General features: G+C 63.3%; 9 protein-coding genes. 8 read left to right on the forward strand and 1 reads right to left on the reverse strand.

The window, feature by feature from the left end; all coding sequences use genetic code 11:
• Positions 1-287, reverse strand: a 287-nt coding sequence (locus tag GY769_03310) for a hypothetical protein (GenBank protein ID MCP4200942.1), incomplete at its 3' end; no start/stop codon positions are given.
• 676 nt (positions 288-963) lie between these two features.
• On the opposite strand from GY769_03310, the gene GY769_03315 reads away from it, so the two are divergent.
• The 8 genes from GY769_03315 to GY769_03350 all read left to right on the forward strand — a co-directional run bounded on the left by GY769_03315 (position 964) and on the right by GY769_03350 (position 20,048).
• The gene (locus GY769_03315; protein ID MCP4200943.1) at positions 964-1,794 is read left to right on the forward strand and encodes a pirin; all 831 of its coding nucleotides are present in this window, start codon (positions 964-966) and stop codon (positions 1,792-1,794) included.
• Between the two features lie 466 nt (positions 1,795-2,260).
• Positions 2,261-3,514: a TolC family protein gene (locus GY769_03320; GenBank protein ID MCP4200944.1), complete on the forward strand. Its 1,254-nt coding sequence runs from the start codon at positions 2,261-2,263 to the stop codon at positions 3,512-3,514.
• Positions 3,501-4,730 carry an efflux RND transporter periplasmic adaptor subunit gene (locus GY769_03325; protein MCP4200945.1) on the forward strand — a complete coding sequence of 410 codons (1,230 nt, stop codon included), beginning with the start codon at positions 3,501-3,503 and terminating at the stop codon, positions 4,728-4,730. Before GY769_03320 ends, GY769_03325 begins: the two co-directional genes overlap by 14 nt.
• Positions 4,730-7,801: an efflux RND transporter permease subunit gene (locus tag GY769_03330; GenBank protein MCP4200946.1), complete on the forward strand. Its 3,072-nt coding sequence runs from the start codon at positions 4,730-4,732 to the stop codon at positions 7,799-7,801. The genes GY769_03325 and GY769_03330 overlap by 1 nt, the downstream gene beginning before the upstream one ends.
• A 583-nt stretch (positions 7,802-8,384) precedes the next feature.
• Positions 8,385-9,179, forward strand: a complete 795-nt coding sequence (locus GY769_03335; protein ID MCP4200947.1) for a pirin — start codon at positions 8,385-8,387, stop codon at positions 9,177-9,179.
• Positions 9,180-9,562: 383 nt separating this feature from the next.
• Complete coding sequence (locus GY769_03340; GenBank protein MCP4200948.1) at positions 9,563-12,328, forward strand: ATP-dependent helicase; 2,766 nt, start codon at positions 9,563-9,565, stop codon at positions 12,326-12,328.
• 38 nt (positions 12,329-12,366) lie between these two features.
• Positions 12,367-16,695: a DUF559 domain-containing protein gene (locus GY769_03345; GenBank protein MCP4200949.1), complete on the forward strand. Its 4,329-nt coding sequence runs from the start codon at positions 12,367-12,369 to the stop codon at positions 16,693-16,695.
• A 50-nt stretch (positions 16,696-16,745) separates the two neighbouring features.
• Positions 16,746-20,048 carry a helix-turn-helix domain-containing protein gene (locus tag GY769_03350; protein MCP4200950.1) on the forward strand — a complete coding sequence of 1,101 codons (3,303 nt, stop codon included), beginning with the start codon at positions 16,746-16,748 and terminating at the stop codon, positions 20,046-20,048.
• Position 20,049: the final 1 nt, after the last annotated feature.

The raw sequence follows: 20,049 nt of genomic DNA on the forward strand, positions 1-20,049 counted from the left end.
ACCCTCATCCGTGGACTGAAACCCGCCGCTCGCCTCAAAGGTCGGTCGGAGGAACGACGATGCTGTTCAGCCGTGTAGCCTGAAGCCATTCCCACGATGATCTCGTTACGCTCAGCGAAAGTGACGTTCTGGTAGGAGAGGTCGTGGTTAGGCTCGAGGAATGCGGCGGCGATGATGTCCACCGCGCGGCGACCGAGCCAGAACCGAAAGAAGCCCTCGGCCGCACTGTCCAAGTAGCGGGCAAAAGCCCGTCCCTCGTCGAGGGTGGGGTTCGCGGCTCGTAGCACCTTGGAATCCTGACACAAGACGCTATCCCTCTCGCTCAATCCTCTCGGCTCGGCCGCCTGTACCTTGGCACTCAGGTTCTCAGCCTCGACCTGTTTGTAGACCTTGCCGCGTCATACCGCTGATCCGCAACCCACGCCAGGGATCTCGGCAGCCACGGGCAATCACCGGGGGCCTAGCGCAACGCTCTGCGGGAGAGTTCCAAGAACCCCCGTTAGGGCACCCCAACGGGAGAGTCTTGGAACACCGTTTTTCGGGCTCTCAGGGTAGGAATCCGCTTTTCTGCGCCGCGGGGACGGGGTTTCGAGGAACTCCCGTAAGGGCGCCCCAAGCTGAGCACTGGAAGTACTATAAGCCCTTTAGATTCAGTAAGTTAAAATGAAATGCTGGCGTCCCCAACGGGAGAGATTTGGAACACCGTTTTCGCCCAACTCGAATCCTTTAACTCATTGAGGGACATGAGCTTAGCCGCGTGAGGCTTTCGCCCTGACGCGTGCTGACAACTGTCCGCATCGCCTCGGGGAGGTCCTGGAACGGACCGTTTGGAACACCCCTGCCGATCGAGAACAGGCGGGACTCTCGCCCGCCCTTGGGCACCGCACCAAGTCCCAGAAGCTCGCTCAAGAAGCGCTCGAGATCGAAGCCGAAGAGGCGCGCGCCGCCGGCGCCCTCGGCTTCATGGCTCGGATTCTCGTCCAGGCCACCCTCCCCCACAGCCGGCCCCACAAAGGTCCAAACCCGCACGAGTTCGAGCGCGTCAACGGGCGTTTCACTCTCTACATGAATGCGCCGCCGTCGGTGGGACTCCCCTACGGCTCCTACCCACGGCTCGCGCTTGCCTGGCTCTCGACCGAGGCGGTCCGGACCCGGAGTCGCGAGATCGAGCTCGGTCCGACCTTCTCGAGCTGCATGTACAAGCTGGGACTGACACCGATCACTGGCAAGCGCGGAACGACGTCGCGGCTCCGCGATCAGCTTCACCGGCTCTTCTCCACCACAATCCGCTGCAGCTACTCCGACGAGGCCGAAGGGCATGCCGCCGGCGTCGGCTACACCATCGCGCACAAGCACCAGTTTTGGTGGTCACCGCGAGACCCGGATCAGCAGCCGCTCTGGAATTCGGTTGTCGTTCTGAGCGCTGAGTTCTACGACGAATTGGTCGGCCACGCCGTGCCGATTGACCTCCGCTCCCTCAAGGCACTCAAGGGCTCGCCCCTTGCACTCGACATCTATTCCTGGCTCACCTACCGAATGAGCTACCTCAGGAAGCCGTGCGTCATCCCTTGGGAGGCTCTGCAGACTCAGTTCGGTGCCGACTACGGCCGGCCTCGTGACTTCAAGAGGAAGTTCCTGACCCACCTAGCCGACGTGCTGTGCGTGTATCCGGCAGCCCGCCTCTCAGAGAAGCAAGCTGGCCTCGTGCTCAGGCCTTCGCCCACCCATCTGCCCCGCCGGACGGCTCGCCGCGCCCCGAAGGCCAGGTTCGAGATCAGCACGGAGCGCGCGTGATAGTTTCCCGGTGATGTTCTTGTCCGTGAGTCCAATCGCAAGCCGGCGTGTGGCCGCGGTGCTCGTTTTGAGCGCTCTCGCGATCGCCGCGCTACCGGCCCTTGGGATGGCAGCTTCTTCGGACGCCCCCGCGCACGAGGACTGTCGGTCGTGCGAAGGCTGCGAAGACGGGCGCTGCGACGAGTCGTCGCCCTTTGATTCCGGCGATCACTGCTGCCTTTCGAGTTGCATGGCGCACTCCGCGTGGGCATTCTCTGCGGCACCCGCGACAGCCCCGTTCCAGCGCTGCGAGACCATCGCGCGGCGCGACCTGGAACGTCCGCTGCAAGCCGCGCCGCAGGGCATCTACCAGCCTCCCCGCTCCTGACCTCTAGCCGGTCCGTCTGACCAGTGCTCGCTCGAGAAGCGAGCCCCGCGCAGCATTCCTTGCGCGGGATCCAGGTTTCTTGGAGTAGGGAGGTTCTTGGTGACTAAGCGATACGAGATTCTGGCCATTGCGCCCTTGGTGGCGGTTGTTCTGTGCGGACAGGCCGCCGGGGCGCAAACCTACGGCCTCGACGACCTCCGGGCCGCCGCCCGGGCCGAGCACCCGACTCTCGAGTCGGCTCGAGCAGCGGTCGAAGCCGCAAGGGCCGCGCTCAGGCAAGAGCGCGTCTTCGACGACCCCGTCGCCAGCCTCGAATCCGGCGAGGCCGACGGAGGCTCCGAATCGGGCACCGAGTGGCGGGCGGAGGTGAGTCAACGAATCCCGCTGCCCGGTTATCGGCGCCAACGAGTCCGCTCCGCCGAGGCCGGCGTTGAGCGAGCCCGATACAACCAGCAGGCGCTCGCAGCCCTCCTGGACTACGAAGTCGGCAGACTCTGGGCGGTGGCCCTGCTCGCCGAGCGCAAGGCCGCGGTCGGAGTCGAGAGCGAGGGAATCGCGCGCCGCCTGCTGGAGCTCACCGAGCGCCGGGTCGAGGCCGGCGAGGCGGCTCCGCTCGCGGCCGTCAAGGCCCGGACAGAGTGGTTTGCCAGGCGCCAACTGTCCCGAGGGCTCGCCCAGGACCTCGCCGCGGCTCGGGCGGCTCTCGACGTTGTCTGCAATCGGTCGCTGGGCCGCGAGTTCGCACTGACTGGGGAGCTCGATGCTCCTCGCGCACTGCCGATGGTCGAGACCCTGCTGGCCCGTCTCGAATCCTCGAGTCCGGAACTTCAGGCCACTCAGGCAGCCACCGACGAAGCGGAGGCGATGCTGGCGGCCCAGCGCAAGGCGGCGCTGCCGGACCTCGAGCTCTCGGTCGGCCGCGAGTCGGAGCTCGACAAGGAGGCGACCTCGGCCGGCGTCGCCTTCAGGCTGCCCCTCTGGAACCGCAACCGCGCGGAGGTCGCGGCAGCCGACGCCCGTTTGCAGGAAGCCGGTGCCGATCTCGATGTCCGCCGGCTCGACCTTGGACTGGAACTCGAGAAAGCGGTCATCGCCTACCGCGCGGCCGAGGAACAACTCGCGCTCTACAACGGCGGTTGGCGCGACTCGGCGGCCAGAGCCGTCGAGATCGCCCAATTCAGCTACGAAAACGGGGAAAGCTCGCTGCTCGACCTGCTCGACGCTCAGCGCTCTTTGCTCGAGGTCGGTCTGACCGAGGTCGAGGCCCGAGCCCGTCTCACGCTCGCTCGATTGCACATCGAGCGACTTCTGGGACTTTCACTCGACGAGGTTGATTCCCATGAAAACAACTAACCGATTGACCCTCCTGGGTACCTTCTTGGCTGCCCACTTGGTTCTTGGGGCACTCCTACTGGCTGGCTGCGGGCCCGAGGTTCACCACGATGAACACGAGGAGGCCGAACACGCCGACGAAGTCTCCACGATCTCGCTCTCGCCAGAAGCTGTTCAAAGCGCGGGGATCGTCCTCGAGCCGGTGGGCCGGCGCGCCGTCGAGCCGACGATCGAGGCGACCGGCAGGCTCGGCTACGACGAGCAGCGCATGGCGATCGCCACCGCTCGGATCGGCGGCAGGATCGCCCAGGTGGTCGCCGACTACGGGGCAACCGTCTCGGCCGGCCAGGTGCTGGCCTGGATCGACAGCCCCGCGCTCGGCGCGGCGCAGGCCAAGTACCGCCAGGCGCTCGCCAGGTCGCGGGTCCAGGAGGCCGAAGTCGAGCGCGCCAGGATCCTGCTCGAGGGAGAGGCCATCAGCCGGGCCGAACTCCTGCGCCGCGAGGGCGAGCGGCAGACCGCTCGCGCCGAGCTCGAATCGGCGACCCAGACGCTCCATCTGCTCGGGTTGAGCAGCCGAGACATCGAGAAACTCTCGGCCGCGTCCGCCCGCCCCACCACCACTTACCCGGTGCGGGCTCCGATCGCGGGCAAAGTCACCGAGCGCACGGCATCGACCGGCCAGATCGTGGACCCGGACACTCGGCTCTTCGTGGTGGCGGAGCTCGACGAGCTGTGGCTCATGCTGCAGCTCTTCGAGAAGGACCTGCCCGCGGTTTCGGAGGGATCGGCCGTGAGCCTGGAGTGCGAATCCCACCCCGAGCACCGTTTCGGCGGCCGGATTGATTTCGTCGCCGACGTCGTCGACCCCCACAGCCGGACGATCGCGGCTCGCGCCGTGATCGACAACACCGAGGGCAAGTTGAAGCCTGGAATGTTCGTCTACGCCGAGATTGCGGCCCGTGGCGGTGCCGACACCGGGGCCCAACAGCCGATGGCAGCAAACGCGCTGACGGTGCCGCTCTCCGCGTTGGCCCGGATGGACGAGCGCAACTACGTTTTCGTCTCGGAAGGGGAAGGAGCGTTCGAGCGGCGCGAAGTTCGCTTGGGGCGTCGGTGGAGCGAGTGGGCCGAGGTGCTCGAGGGCGTGGAGGAAGGCGAGATCGTCGCCGTAGCCGGCGCCTTCGCGCTCAAATCCGAGCTGCTCAAGGGCGGTCTCGAAGGGCACGATCACTGATGTCTCACAAACTCATCAACTGGGCGCTCGACAACCGCCTCTTCGTGGTCCTGCTCGTGGCCGTTCTGATCGGCGGCGGGCTCGCCGCGCTCGACCGACTGAGCATCGACGCCGTACCCGACGTCACCAACGTCCAGGTCCAGATCGTGACCTCAGCTCCAGCCCTGGGGCCGCTCGAGGTCGAGCAGTATCTGACCTATCCGGTCGAATCGGCGATGAGCGGACTGCCCGATGTTGTCGAGCTGCGTTCCACCTCCCGCTACGGAATCTCCTCGGTCACCGTGGTCTTCGAGGACAAAACGCCGCTGTTCTTCGCTCGCCAACTGGTTCAGGAACGGCTTCCCGACGCCCGCGCCAACATCCCCTCAGGTCTGGGCTCGCCCGAGATGGTCCCCCCGACGACCGGTCTGGGCGAGGTCTACCATTTCACCCTCGAGGGCGACGGCTACTCGCCCATGGAGCTGCGCAGCATCCTCGACTGGCAGATCGCCTTCCGGCTGCGCCAGGTGCCGGGTGTCGTCGAAGTCAACGCCTGGGGCGGCCTGGCCAAGCAGTTCCAGGTGCGGGTCGAGCCGGGCAAGCTCCTGTCCCACGGCGTGTCGCTGGCCCAGGTGTTCGAGGCGGTCGAGCGCAATAACGCGATGGCGGGAAGCGCCTACCTCGAGCACGACGACGAGCAGCTCCTGATCCGGGGCGAGGGTCTGATCCGTTCGACGGCCGATCTCGAACAGGTGGTCATCGCCGTTCGCGAGGGCACGCCGATTCGCGTCCGGGAGGTTGCCTCCGTCGCGGCGGGCGGCATGCCCCGACGCGGCGCGGCCACCCGCGACGGCATAGGTGAGACCGTCATCGGCATGGTCCAGATGCTGGCTGGAGAAAACGCCCTGGAGGTCACCGAGCGGGTCAAAGAGCGACTCTCCGAGATCGAGAAGGATTTGCCCGAGGGGGTCACGCTCAGTCCCTACTACGACCGCACCGAGCTCGTGCGCCGGACGATCTGGACCGTGACCAAGAACCTGGTCGAAGGCGGTCTGCTTGTCGTCCTCGTTCTGCTGCTCCTGCTCGGGAGCCTGCGCGGCGGACTGATCGTAGCCGCCGCGATCCCGCTGTCGATGCTCTTTGCCTTCGGGGGCATGGTCACCCTGGGCGTCAGCGGCAATTTGATGAGCCTCGGCGCGGTCGATTTCGGCCTGATCGTCGACGGCTCGGTGGTCATGATCGAGAACATCGTCCGCCGGCTCAAGGGACGAACAGGGAACCGGACGGCCGCGGTGCGCGAGGCCGCGCTCGAAGTCGGGCGGCCGCTGACGTTCGCGGTCGGCATCATCATCATCGTCTATCTGCCGATCCTGACCCTGACCGGCACCGAGGGGCGGATGTTCCGGCCCATGGCGATCACCGTCATTCTCGCCCTCTTCGGCTCGCTCTTCCTGGCGCTGACCTTCATGCCGGTCGCAGCCTCCCTGCTGCTGCGTAAGCCGGTCGCGGAGCACGAGACCTGGTTTCTTCGCCTCGTACACCGCGCCTACAAACCGACGCTCGACCTGGCGCTGCGCTCGCGCTGGCTGGTGGTGTCGGGAGCGGCAATGGCCGTCCTCGCCGCATCGCTCCTCTTCTTCCGCCTCGGCGGGGAGTTTCTCCCGACCCTCGACGAGGGGGACGTCGTCGTCCAGACCCTGCGCCTCCAGAGCTCGTCGATGAGCCACTCGATCGACGCCGGACTCGACGTCGAGCGAACCCTGCGCTCGTTCGACGAGGTGGAGACCGTGGTCACCCGGATCGGCTCTCCCGAGGTCGCCACCGACCTCATGGGGATCGAGCTCTCGGACGTGTTCGTCATCCTGGAGCCCGAAAGCGAGTGGCAGAGCGGCCGGTCCAAAGCCGAGCTGATCGACGCCATGGCGGACCGTCTGAATCAGAATGTGCCGGGCATGGGCTACTCGTTCACCCAGCCGATCGAGATGCGCTTCAACGAGCTCATCGCCGGCGTGCGCTCGGACATCGCGGTGAGCGTCTTTGGCGACGACCTCGACACGCTGGAGCGCCTGGGCCGGCAGGTCGCAGCGACGCTTCGGGAGATTCCGGGCGCGGCCGACGTCCGGGCCGAACAGGTCCAGGGCCTGCCCGTGCTGCGCATCGAGGTCGATCACGCCAAGGCGGCACGATATGGCATTGCCGTCGCGGACGTGCTTGGTGTGGTCGAGGCGATCCGCGCGGGGCGCCCGGTCGGCGTGGTGATGGACGGCGTGCGGCGCTACGACATCGTCGTCAAGTTCAATCTACCGATCGACGCCGACATCGCGACCATCGGCAATCTGCCGGTGCTCGATCCCGACGGCCACTCCGTGCCCCTGGCCCAGCTCGCCGAGCTCCGGCTCGAGCAAGGCCCGGCCCAGATCAGTCGCGAGTTCGGTCAAAGGCGCTTGACCGTCGAATCGAACGTCCGCGGACGCGACCTCGAGTCGTTCGTCTCCGAAGCCCGAGCCGCCGTCGAGACCACCCTCGAGAAACCCGACGGCTACTACCTCACCTGGGGCGGAACCTTCGAGCAGCTCGAGCGTGGCCGCAAGCGGCTGATGATCGTCGTGCCCTTGGCGCTGCTGGCGATTTTCACGCTCCTCTACGCCACGTTCGGTTCGGTGCGCAGCGCCCTGGTGGTCTTCACCGGCGTGCCGCTCGCCGCCGTCGGAGGCGTCCTCGCCCTCTGGCTGCGCGGAATCCCCTTCTCCATCTCGGCGGGCGTCGGCTTCATCGCCCTGTTCGGAGTCGCGGTCTTGAACGGCGTCGTCATGGTCTCCGCCATCCGCCGCCTGCGAGCGGCGGGCGCGGCACTCGAGAGTGCCGTCCGTCGGGGCTGCGAGGAACGCCTGCGGCCGGTCCTGATGACAGCCATGGTGGCTTCCTTCGGCTTCGTGCCCATGGCGCTCTCGACCTCCGCCGGCGCCGAGGTCCAGCGACCTCTAGCGACGGTGGTCATCGGCGGCCTGGTAACCTCGACCCTGCTGACCCTGGTCGTCCTGCCAACGATCTACACCTGGATCGGCGAGAGCTCGACCGCTAGCGACGAGTGACCGCCGGAACAGTAACCGCCCAGTCAGGCCCGAACACAGCGTTCGCGCTACCGATGACATGGGCTCAGATACCTGAGAACCGAGTCAAGGCGATTGGGCGCCCCACGCTCGCCTAGCGCGACGCACCACCCGAGGGTTCCAAGAACCTCCCGTTGGGTCACCCTAACGGGAGAGTCTTGGAACCCCGTTTTTCAGGCTCTCAGGGTAGGAATCCGGTTTTCTGCGCCGCGGGGACGGGGTTCCGAGGAACTCCTGTAAGGGCACCCTTATCTGAGCACCGGAAACACTATAAGTCCTTTAGCTTCAGTAATTTACAACGACATGCTGGTGTCCCCAACGGGAGAGATTTGGAACACCGTTTTCGCCCAACTCGAATCCTTTAACTCACTGAGGGACATGAGCTTAGCCGCCTGAGGCTTTCGCTCTGACGCGTGCTGACAACTGTCCGCATCGCCTCGGGGAGGTCCTGGAGCGGACCGTTTGGAACACCCGTCCGGCGCGCCGCAGCAAGTCCCAGAAACTCGCCCAAGAAGCCCTCGCCATCGAAGCCGACGAAGCCCGCTCTGCCGGCGCGCTCGGTTTCATGGCTCGCATCCTCGTCCAGGCCACCCTTCCGCACAGCCGGCCCCACAAGGGTCCAAACCCGCACGAGTTCGAACGCGTCAACGGCCGCTTCACCCTATACATGAACGCGCCGCCCTCGATAGGCCTACCCTATGGCTCCTATCCGCGCCTCGCGCTCGCCTGGCTCTCGACCGAGGCCGTCCGAACGCGCAACCGCGAGATAGAGCTCGGACCAACCTTCTCGAGTTTCATGTACAAGCTCGGTCTGACGCCCGTGACAGGCAAACGGGGAACGACCTCACGCCTTCGCGATCAGCTCCACCGGCTCTTCTCCACTACGATCCGCTGCAGTTACTCCGACGGGGCCGAAGGCCACGCCGCCGGCGTCGGCTACACCATCGCCCACAGCCACCAACTCTGGTGGTCACCGCGAGATCCGGAGCAACAGCCCCTCTGGAACTCCGTCGTTATCCTGAGCACTGAGTTCTACGACGAGCTCGTCGCCCACGCGGTCCCGATCGACCTCCGGGCGCTCAAAGCGCTCAAGGGCTCGCCGCTCGCCCTCGACATCTACTCGTGGCTCACCTACCGGATGAGCTACCTCCGGAAGCCCTGCCTCATCCCCTGGGTGGCGCTCCAGGCCCAGTTTGGCGCCAACTACGCCCGACCGCGGGACTTCAAGAAGAAGTTCTTGGCTCACCTAGCCGACGTCCTCCGCGTCTACCCAGCGGCGCGCCTCTCGGAGCAGGCGAAGGGCCTGTTGCTCAAGCCCTCGCCGACTCACCTCCCCCGCACTTCGTCCGGCCGCATCTGAGAGCCGGCACCTCTCGCGGTCCCCTCGGTTTCCACAAGGACGCCTAAAGCGCGGCCGTTTTCGGGATGAATCGGTCGCTCCCTGGTGGCCCGAGGAGGGATGAAACGGTCGCGCTTGAGGGATGAAACGGTCGCGGCAAGGGGATGAATCGGTCGCGCAAGTGGCAACTAAGTCACTGGAACTAATGCCCTTACAGGTCCTTCCTGTCTTCCCTAACTGCTCCAGTAGTCCGGTGAACCAGTAGTCGCTGCGCCGACGGCTGCGGAAAAGTATCTCGAGCCAGTCTTCAAGTCGTAGAGAGCCCGCCGGCGGCGGAGGGGCTCACAACCTCCGACCGCGAGTAAGATCCTGTCTTAACAACCCTGTGAGATGACGATCAACGCATGGCTTTCAAGCTCTCCACTGCCCAGCAGCAAGTGGTCGACCACCGGGGCGGCCCGCTCCAGGTCATTGCATGCGCCGGCTCCGGCAAGACTGAGTCCATCTCCCGGCGCGTCGCCGCTCTGATCGCCGAGGGGGCTGAGCCGGCATCGATCGTCGCGTTCACCTTCACGGAGAAAGCCGCCTCCGAGCTCAAGGAACGGATCGTCAGGCGAGTCGAAGAGGCCAAGGGGACCGAATTCCTCGGCCGACTAGGCCCAATGTTTGTGGGCACCATCCACAGCTACTGTTTCCGAATTCTCCAGGACCATGTGCCCCAATACGGTAACTACGATGTCTTGGACGAGCATCGCCATGCAGGACTCCTGAGCCGGGAGCACCGACACCTCGGACTCTCGCGTCTCGGCCAGAAGCACTGGGCCCCAATCCGCGACTTCATCCGGAATGTGGACGTCATCGGGAACGAGCTCATCAGCCTGGAGCAACTCGATGGCACACCCCTTGGCGAGTGCTACTTCGATTACCGGCAGATGCTTGACCGGTACCACTTTCTGACCTTTGGGCTGATCATCTCGTGTGCGGTCGACGCTCTTGAGAACCCCGTCATCTTCGAGCGGGTGCACGGACCCCTGCGAAACCTCGTGGTCGATGAATACCAGGACATCAATCCGGCGCAGGAACGCCTGATCGAACTGCTCGCGCGGGATCCAGTCGAGCTATCCGTCGTCGGGGATGACGATCAGTCGATCTACCAGTGGAGGGGCTCCGACGTTCGCAACATCATCCAGTTCACGAAGCGGCGGCCAACTGCCACAACAGTAGAGCTAGAGAGCAACCGGAGATCCCGGCCTCAGATCATCGCGGCCGCGAACACCTTCGCTCAGAGCATCTCCGGGCGACTCGACAAAGCCATGGACCCGGTACGAAGCATCGGCGCTCACGAGATCGTCCCCTGGTCCGCCGAGACGGAAGAGGACGAGGCGCGAGTGATCGCCGAGACAATCCTCCATTTGAAGGAACTCGGCTATCACTATCGCGACGTAGGCGTCTTATACCGCTCCGTCCGCACCTCGGCGCCACCGCTGATCGAAGCTCTCGGCACTCACGGCATCCCGATCAACTGCGCAGGCCGCACGGGCCTAATGCTGCAACCGGAGGTCGCGATCTTCGGCGAGATCTTTGCTTGGTTCGTCGACGGCGACTGGCGGGACGAGCGCTTCGGCGAGACCCGACCAGCGGATCTCGACAACATCGTCACGACACTCGACCGATTCTTCACCAAAGACCAACCTATCGCAGGTCTCAAGAAGTTCCTCGAAGACTGGAGGACCTATCGCCTTCGGGGCACAAGATCGGTCAGCCTTGTAGGCGATTTCTACAAGCTCCTCTACTTCCTAGGGGCTCATGGAATCGATGCGGACACACCGGATGGCTCAGCCCGCCTTGGCGTCTTTGGGCGCTTCTCGAATGTTCTGGCCGACTTCGAGCACGTAAACCGGCGAGCGCGTTTCGTGGAGGACGAGAACGGCCGCCGGACTTTCCGCTCCGGCCGTGATCGAGGCAAGCCCTACTATCAAGCACTCGCGAACTACCTTCTGCACTACGCTCGCGATGCCTACGAAGACTTCGAGGGCGAACAGGCCCTCGACCTCGACGCCGTAGATGTACTGACCGTCCACCAGGCAAAGGGCCTCGAGTGGCCGATCGTCTTCATCCCCGCGCTTGTCAGCCGCCGATTCCCTTCATCTCTGAGCGGCCGCGCGCAAGACTGGCTTTTGCCCGACAACCTCTTCCCGCCAGCCAAGAGAAGCCGCTACGAGGGAAGCGACGCCGAAGAACGACGTCTCTTCTACGTGGCGATGACGCGAGCCCGTGATGCCGTCTATCTCTCAACGTTCGAGCGAAGGAAGAACCGTTTCAAGCCCTCTCCCTTCCTCCTCGAAGTCGCTGGAGACGATCCCCCGCGACTCGATCCGCTACCACTTCCAGATCCTCCTAAACAGACCGAAGACGACTATCAGCCGGCGCTCAGCACTTCCTTCTCGGAGGTCGCCCTCTTCGAGGAGTGCGGTTATCGCTACCGTCTCGCGTCAGTCCTGGGTTACCAGCAGGAGTTAGCCGTCGAGCTGGGTTATGGAAAGGCGATCCACCACGTTCTGCGGCGTGTGGCAGAAACGGCGAGAGAAAGCGGTGCCGTCCCTGACTCTGCAGCGCTGGCGCAACTGGTCACCGTCGAGCTCTACCTGCCGTTCGCGGATACGGCTGCGTTCGACCGAATGCAGCAGGCCGCCTCCCGACTAGTTGGCAACTACGTCTCAGACTATTCGAGTGACCTCCAGCGCGTCTGGGCTGTCGAGCGGCCTTTCGAGCTGCATCTGCCGGACGGAACCGTCGCTGGGCGTGCTGACGTAATTCTCGACGAAGAGGACGGGAGCGTCGACTCCCTGGCTATCGTGGACTACAAGGTCGCTCACGACACGATCCGGGACGAGCGGTATCGGCAGCAGCTCGCCGTCTACACCGCGGCCGGCCGCGGCGAGGGGCTCAACGTCGAGGCCGCATATCTGCACGAGCTCCGCGACGGAACGCGTCACCAGGTCGCTACCGACACCGCAACGACCGAAGCGGCCGTGTCGGCGATCAGCACTGGACTCGCGAACATTCGGAGAGGCCACTTTCCGGCGACTCCGGAAGCCGACAAATGCACCGCTTGTGATTTTCGTCGGGTCTGCTCCCATTGTCATGATGACGTCGATCTCAACTTCTAGGGAAATACCGAAACTGTCTGAGATGATCGTCTAAAGTCATGCAGAACCGACGGGACATTCCCTGGCTTCAGGTCATCCGCTTCCACAAGGAAGTAACGCGAAGGGCCGAGGAGGCATTCTTCGCACTTCCGGCGGGCAAAGCTGATTCGAACCGGTGGTCATCACTCAAGGCATTCGAGCCAGCCGACCTCGCCGGTCCCTGGCCGCTGAATGAGAACGCTCTCGTTAGTGAATCGATGGCCAGGAGCGTTCGACGTGAGGATGTCGAGGACCTCTTTCTGGGTGGCCCTTGCTGGTTCCGGTGGCAGAGAGGGCGAGGGAAGAACTGGAACGTCGAATGGTTGCCGGTCCTCTATCGTCAGGTCAAAGTCGTCGTCAACGCTGAGTGGGCCCTCGCCATCGTCCCGGACCAAGGCAACTGGGAGATCTCCCCCCTCGTGTACTCCCTACTCGAGCGCCTGAATGTCGTGCCGGACAGCCCACTAGAGGAGTGGTTCCCCCAGCGCCTGGAACGAGCCGAGAAGCAGCATCAGGAGACCGGCGAAGGCCTGACTCGGGTGCTAGCGGATATCATTGCTCAGGATCTCCCTGAGCTCGGGGAACTTCTTCACCAGGACTTCCCGGCGGACAAGGTCTCGCAGATCCCGACCCCCTGGGTCCTGTTCACTCCTCCCAGCTCGACCTCCGCCTTCTACCGCCACCTCATGAGCGATTTCCAGAAGCTGGAAGAGCGCTTTAAAGAGCCCAAAGCCCAAATCGGCGGCCTGGAACTTCTCGAGGACATTGGATCTGCAGAGGCTCTTCCGGAAGCTTCAGTCTTGCCTATCGTCCCTCTCGACGAGTGGCAGCACCGAGCCGTGAGCGGCATTCTTCAGGGAAAGCCTGTCACTGTCATCAGCGGTCCTCCAGGTACTGGCAAGAGTCAGGTGGTCGTATCGAGCCTGCTCAACGCGTGGGCCCAAGGCACGAGCGTTCTCTTTGCCAGCAACAACAACCAGGCCGTCGATGTTGTCCGCGAGCGTGTCGAGAAGTTCGAAGGTGAATTCCCGATCGCCATCCGGGCAGGCTCGAAGAGGGCCTCCAACTTAGAGGACGCTCTTCGTCGAACCCTCAACGTCATCGCTGCTGCAGGAGGCGGAGCTACAGGCACCGCGAATGAAGGTCAGGGGAGACAGGGCCGGCTTGTCAGCGACAAGCAAGAACTCCAGAAGTTCCTCGACAGCAAACTCCCACAGCGACTCGACGAGGCCTTGCGCTCTGCTCTCAATGCCTACAGCAACTACCAGCAAGCCGTTGCGGACCTCGAGTCAGCCGAGGAGGCGGCTCGCGCGGGTCTCCGAAACCTAGGCTACTCCGGCCGGGCCGAATCTTTCGCAGACGACGTACTAACTCCGCTCGAGAACTGGGTCCAGCGCCTGGGCGACGCGCGACGCGAGATTGGGCAGGCCAACGAGCGAAGGGAAAGCCTCGCCGCAGAGATCCGCGATGCCAAGTCATCACGAGATCGAGCAGCGCAGAGCATTGGGCTGGATTCTTCATCGGTGAGGAGTTGGGAATGGCTGACGTCGGGGCCGGGCCCCGAACTGCTCGAGGCCTGGCTAGGGAGGTTTCGAACGCTATTGTCCACACCTCTCGAGCGGAGTCTTGAATCGTACGAGTGGAAGAGTGCCTACGAGGCCTGGTCGGGCTCGAAGGAGGCGAAGGCTTGGGCGACGGGAGCGCTCGACGTTTCGCGGCGAGTCGCGGAGGCCTGCGAGGAACTCGAGCCGGCGACTCGCCGTGTCGAAGAGGCGCGCGAGGGCATGGAGCGTCAGCGAGCTGTCGTCCTCGCTCTCGGAGTGCCGGAGAGCGTCGCAGTGGAGCCCGATCTCCTGGTCCTGTGGACGAGCCATTACTCCGAGTACTGCACTCTTCCGGCAACCCGAGGCGCGTGGGTTCCCTGGAGCCGCAAGAGCCGGCTCGGCCGCAGGCTGAAGGCGTGCGAGCGAAAACTCAGATCTTCATTCCCACTTTCGCTGTGGCAGAGGATCGGAAGACTGGATGACGCCAGCCGCTCCGGCCTGGGAGAGGTCGTCGAGCAAACGGAATCGTGGCTCGAAACCCGCGCAAAGTGGCAAGACGCCCAAGCCGAGGCGAGTGAGATCGAGAAGTCTCTGGCCCACCTGCGCGCGAAGGCGAGAGCCGCCGACGCCGCCGGTGCACCAGACACCGGAGACCTTGGCGAGTGGCGGGCCTTTGCCAATGTTCTCTCCAAACGGACCGAGCTCTGTGGGCTGGCTGCTGCTGCCTGGACGAAGCGAGAGACGCGGGACGAGGTGCTGGACAGCCTCAGGAGTATCGCGAACGAATACCAGGCCACAGGGTCGGGGATACCACTCAAGGAAGCCTGGGTCGAGGGACAGGGCCTAGCCTTCAATCAAGCGGTCCTCGCTCTTGGTGCAGACTCCGGAGTGAGCCAGGTGGTGGCTGCCCGGCAAGCGCTGTACTCAGAGCCATTCACGAGCCTGATCGAAACCTGGCGCGTTGCACGCGAACTCGAAGGACAGGCTCGCGCTGCCGAGGCTTCATTGGCCCAGGTTTCGAGTGAGGAGCAGCTTATCCGAAGCTGGTGGGAGAGACGCCCCGCCGCTGTCGTTGGCGAATTCGGGTCGCACGACCGCCTGCCGGTCGAAAGCGACGAGCCGCTTCGCCACCTCGAGACCTGTGGTGCGTGGTTTGGAGAATGGCGGCAGTTCGTCGAGAAAGTCCGGATCGAGAAGCAGACACTCGTCGCGGATGAGCGGGAGTGGGCGCGCCAGAAACTGGCTCAGGCGGCGGACGAGATCCCGACCGGCGCCGGCCGCAAGGCGATTCAGGATCTCGTTGGTGACGTCTTGGCCGGCAAGGAAGACGAGTGGCCAACCGAGGAAATCACTCAAGCCTTTGTCGAGTTCAACCCTGAGCGACTCCGCGCCCGAATCGAGCAAATCGATCAGCAACTCGAAGCGCTGTCGTTCGATCTCGCCAAGGAGAAGTGGGTCACCAAGTTGGCGGACGATCCCACAATCCAGGAGGACTTGAGCACTCTTCTCAAACACTACAAGACTCAGAGACAGCGCATCACGGAAGACGACTACGAGCTTTTTCAGAGGGTTCTGAGAGCCGTTCCCATCTGGATCACGACTGCTCTTTCGCCCCAAGCGCTCCCGCTCGTGCCAGGCCTCTTCGACCTGTTGATCATCGACGAAGCGACCCAGTGCACCCTTACCAACTTGCTGCCCCTCGTCTACCGGGCTAAACGCCTGGTCGTTATCGGCGACCCAGAGCAGCTGCCGGCGATTCCCACGCTGACCTCAGGCGCCGAACAGGCTTTGGCGAGAACCTACGAGGTCGAAGAGTGGCTGGACCTTCTCGGCCATGCTGAAAACAACGTCTACTCAACCGCAGTGCAATGCTTACCAAAGCGATATTCCGACGTCATCGCACTTCTCGACCACTACCGGAGCCACCCTCTCATCATCGGCTTCGCCAACCAGCATGTGTACCAAAAGCGACTGCGACTCCGGAAGGAGCCCGGTCACGGTGTCCAGGTGCCCGGCGGCCCGGGAGTCCATGGCGTAAACATCCAGGGGGCCTGCGAGCGCGGTGACCGCGGTCGAAGCTGGCGCAATCGGAACGAAGCCGAAAAGGTGGTCGAACTGGTGCAGCAACTTCGCGGCAACGACCAATTCGCGGGCTTCACGATCGGTGTCGTCAGTCCCTTTCGACCTCAGGTCGACTTGATTGAAACGCAGCTCGACGGGCTGGGCATGTCTCGGGGCGTCGCTACCGGGACGGCTCACCGCTTCCAAGGTGACGAGCGCGACGTCATGATCTTCAGCCCCGTTGTCGCCAAGGGCATCACGGATGGCGCTGCCCGTTGGGTCGAGAGCCCTCGTAACCTCATCAATGTCGCGGTGACCCGAGCCCGAGAGGCGCTCTTCTTCGTTGCTGACTACGCTGCGTGTCGGCGGCAGCCGGGAATCCTTGGCGAGTTGACTAGGTATGCCGAGGACGTCACGACGCTCCGCGAAACGAGTCCGGCGGAGCTTGATCTCTTCAGCTGGATGGCGGTCCAGGGCTGGTCGCCGGAAGTTCATAAGGTCATTGGGGACATAGAGGTAGATTTTGTTCTCCTGAATGCAGGAGCAAGGCTTGCTGTCGAGGTGGATGGCGACCAACACGACACCACGAAGGCCCAGGATGCAGCGCGAGACGCTTTTCTTCAGGCCAGGGGTTACAACGTCCTTCGCTTTCCGGCACGGGCAGTGCGCGAAACGCCAGCCTCGGTGATCCGCGAGATCGCCACGGCTCTCGAGATCGATTTGGAAGAGGGACTGAACACATGACTCGAAACCCCCTAAGCGCCTGGATCCGCCAGCAGCGGAAGGCACAAAAGATGAACCAGACGGAGCTCGGAGAGCTGGCGGAGGTTACCCAGAACGAGGTCTCAGCCTGGGAGACCGGCAAGCGGCTGCCGGACGATGCGACGGTTGTGGCGCTCGAGGAGCTGTTTGGCAGCAAGGCGCCGGAAGCGACTGCTCTGAATCCGGACAAGGCAGCCGCGGCGCCGAAGAAAGAGCCTCAGCCAACGCTCGAGGAGTTGCGCGCCAAGGCGCCGAAGAAGAAGCCAAGGAAGAAGGGCAAGACCGAGACTACCGACTACCGGCACGATGGTGAGACGCGCACGAACATCCCGCCGGCGAAGATTGCGGCGGAAGGGACGGTGCCAAAAGTCGAGAAGGCCAAGTACGCGTACAACCCGCACCTGCCGCCGGTACTCAGGTTCGATCCCACGGGGGCGGCGGATCGACTTCAGGATCTGATTGCTGAGGCGGGCCGCCGGCAGCTCACCGAGGCCGAGCAGAGCGAGCTGCGCGAGGCCACCTCCCACTACGACCCCTGGCTGGAATGGGCAGGCAAGCGTGAGGCGCAGGAGCGCGGCGATTTCGAGGTCGATCCAGTGGCACTCCACATCCACGAGAGAGTCGCCGCGCAGGCCATTGTGCGAACAGCGATGCGGGAAGACATCCAGCGCGACCTCTTTGCCGACCCAGAACAACCGTACCAAGAGGCAGTCCAGTTCTACCGGCACGACGTCGACTGGGCGAACCGACTGATACTCGGCGACTCCCTACAGGTGATGTCTTCGCTGGCTCGTCGCGAGGGGCTGGTTGGACAAGTGCAGATGGTCTATATGGATCCACCTTATGGGATCAAGTTCGGTAGCAATTTTCAGCCGGTTGTCGGCAAACGCGACGTTCGGGAGAAAGAGACAGACCTCACGCGCGAGCCCGAGATGGTCCGTGCCTTTCGCGACACCTGGCACCTCGGTGTGCACTCGTACCTTCCGTATCTGCGGGATCGCCTGGTTGGAGCTCGCGAGTTGCTGGCAGAATCAGGGAGCATCTTCGTACAGATCAGTGATGACCATGTTCACCGCGTTCGGGCAGTGATGGACGAAGTCTTCGGCTCGCAGTCTTTCTGTTCGCTGATTTGCGTTCGAAAGACCGCCGGAGCGAGCAGTCCGTACGCGAAGACCAACGTTATTGCCTCAGTTTCGGACTACTTGCTCTGGTACTGCAAGAACCCCGCTGACATCAAATACAGGCAGTTGTACCGTCGAAAACCTCGCCCAAAGCGGGGCAGCATCGGAATGTACCAATGGGTCCAGGACTCAAGATCTGGCGAAAGGCGAAGGATCGGAAGGAACGAGGCTGTGAGTTCCGATCTTCAGATTTTTCGGATAGACAACCTCACCTCATCAGGCTACGTGAGCACCTGCACCTTCGACGCTGACTTCGAAGGACAACTGACCCTCCTGCCCAGAAGGCTCCACTGGAAAACTAATAGGGGCGGAATGAGGCGCCTGGAGGGTGCTGGCCGAGTCATTCGATCAGGGAGATCTCTCGCTTATGTGAGATATCTAGACGACTTCGATGTCGTGCCGCTGAATAACTCCTGGGAGGACACAGCGTCTGGCGGCTTCACCGGCGAGAAGCTCTACGTCGTACAGACAAACTCGAAGGTCATTGAGCGCTGCATTTTGATGACTACGGATCCGGGTGATCTCGTCGTGGATCCCACCTGTGGTGCCGGGACGACGGCTGTTGCCGCAGAACAATGGGGCAGGCGCTGGGTCACTATCGACACTAGTAGGGTTGCAGTCGCAATCGCCAGGCAGCGACTGCTGTGCGAGAAGTTCACCCACCACGCAAGCAGGGGTGGGAGCCGAGGGCCACACGAAGACCCTGGCACTGGGTTCAAATACCAGGTGAGCGCACACATCACACTTGGCTCAATCACTAAGAACACGAACCTCGACCCGATTCTGGAGAAACATCAAGGCGTCTTGGAAGAGTGTGCTACGGCCTGCAACGCTGCGTTGGCTGGCGTGTCGGGCGGCATACGCTCAAAGCTCGCTGACAAGCTTGCACACAAACAGCGCTCCGAAGGAAAGAACGCCGTTACCGAGGCGGACCAGCGACGGTGGCTACTTCCGCCTCAAAACCGAGACCGCTCGGAAAAGACACGGGGGAAAACCACGACCGACTTCGATGCGCAGGCTTGGTACGAGTGGGAAATTCCATTTGACACTGATCCTGACTGGCCGGAAGAACTGCGCGAAGCTGTTGAGGCGTACCGTCTCGGGTGGCTCAGCAAAATGAATGAGGTTAATGAGTGCATTGCCGCAAACGGAGATCAAGTGGAACTAGTCGACCAGCCAGAGCCGACGAAGGGCGTTCTGCGGGTCTCCGGTCCATTCACGGTCGAAGGTGTACGGCCGGAGGAGCTTTCAATTGGCGAGGAGGGACTGTTCGATGGCACGCCAAACACATTCGATGAGAGCGCTGGCAAAGACGTGGACCCGTTGCCGCAGTCTGATCCCCAGAACCTCACGGCATACCTAACCAGGATGGTCCAGTTGCTCCGCTCGGACGGTGTGACCTTTCCCAACAACCAGCACCGGAAGCTTGCGCGGATCGAACCGCTGTTTGAGTCCTCGGACAGCGGTGGCGAGCTGATCCATGCCGAGGCTATCTGGGACGGCGAGGACGACGACACGGCGAACCACGTCGGTATCGGCTTCGGACCCCAGTACGGCCCGGTCACGGCTCTTCAGGTCGAAGAGCTCATTCGGGCCTCGCGCCGTTACGACGAGCTGGTTATTGCAGGATTCTCATTCGACGCGTCGGCATCGGGCGTGATCCAGGAGTCGAGTCATCCTAGGCTTCGCATTCACCAGGCGTACATTCGGCCCGATGTGAACCCGGCGATGGATGGATTCCTCAAGGAGACACCGAACAGCCAGCTCTTCACCGTTTTCGGTCAGCCGGAAATCAGCACCAGCCAGAACGGAGACGGCGAATGGGTCTGCGAGCTTGTTGGTGTCGATATCTACGACCCGTTGACGAGCGAGGTGAAGTCCACCGGCGCGTCCAAGGTCGCCGCCTGGTTCCTGGATCAGGACTACGACGGGCGGTGCTTCTGCACCACCCAGGCTTTCTTTCCCGATCAGAAGGCCTGGGACAAGATCGCCAAGGCGCTTGGCTCATCAGCCGATCCTGAGGCTTTCGCCGCCTTCGAAGGCACCGAGTCCCTCCCTTTCAAGGCCGGCAAGTACAACCGCCTCGCAGTGAAGGTTATCGACCCACGGGGCAATGAGGTGATGGCGATTCACGAACTCGGCGAGGGCGGCTGAC

Source organism: bacterium, assembly GCA_024224155.1.
Taxonomy (GTDB): domain Bacteria; phylum Acidobacteriota; class Thermoanaerobaculia; order Multivoradales; family JAHEKO01; genus CALZIK01.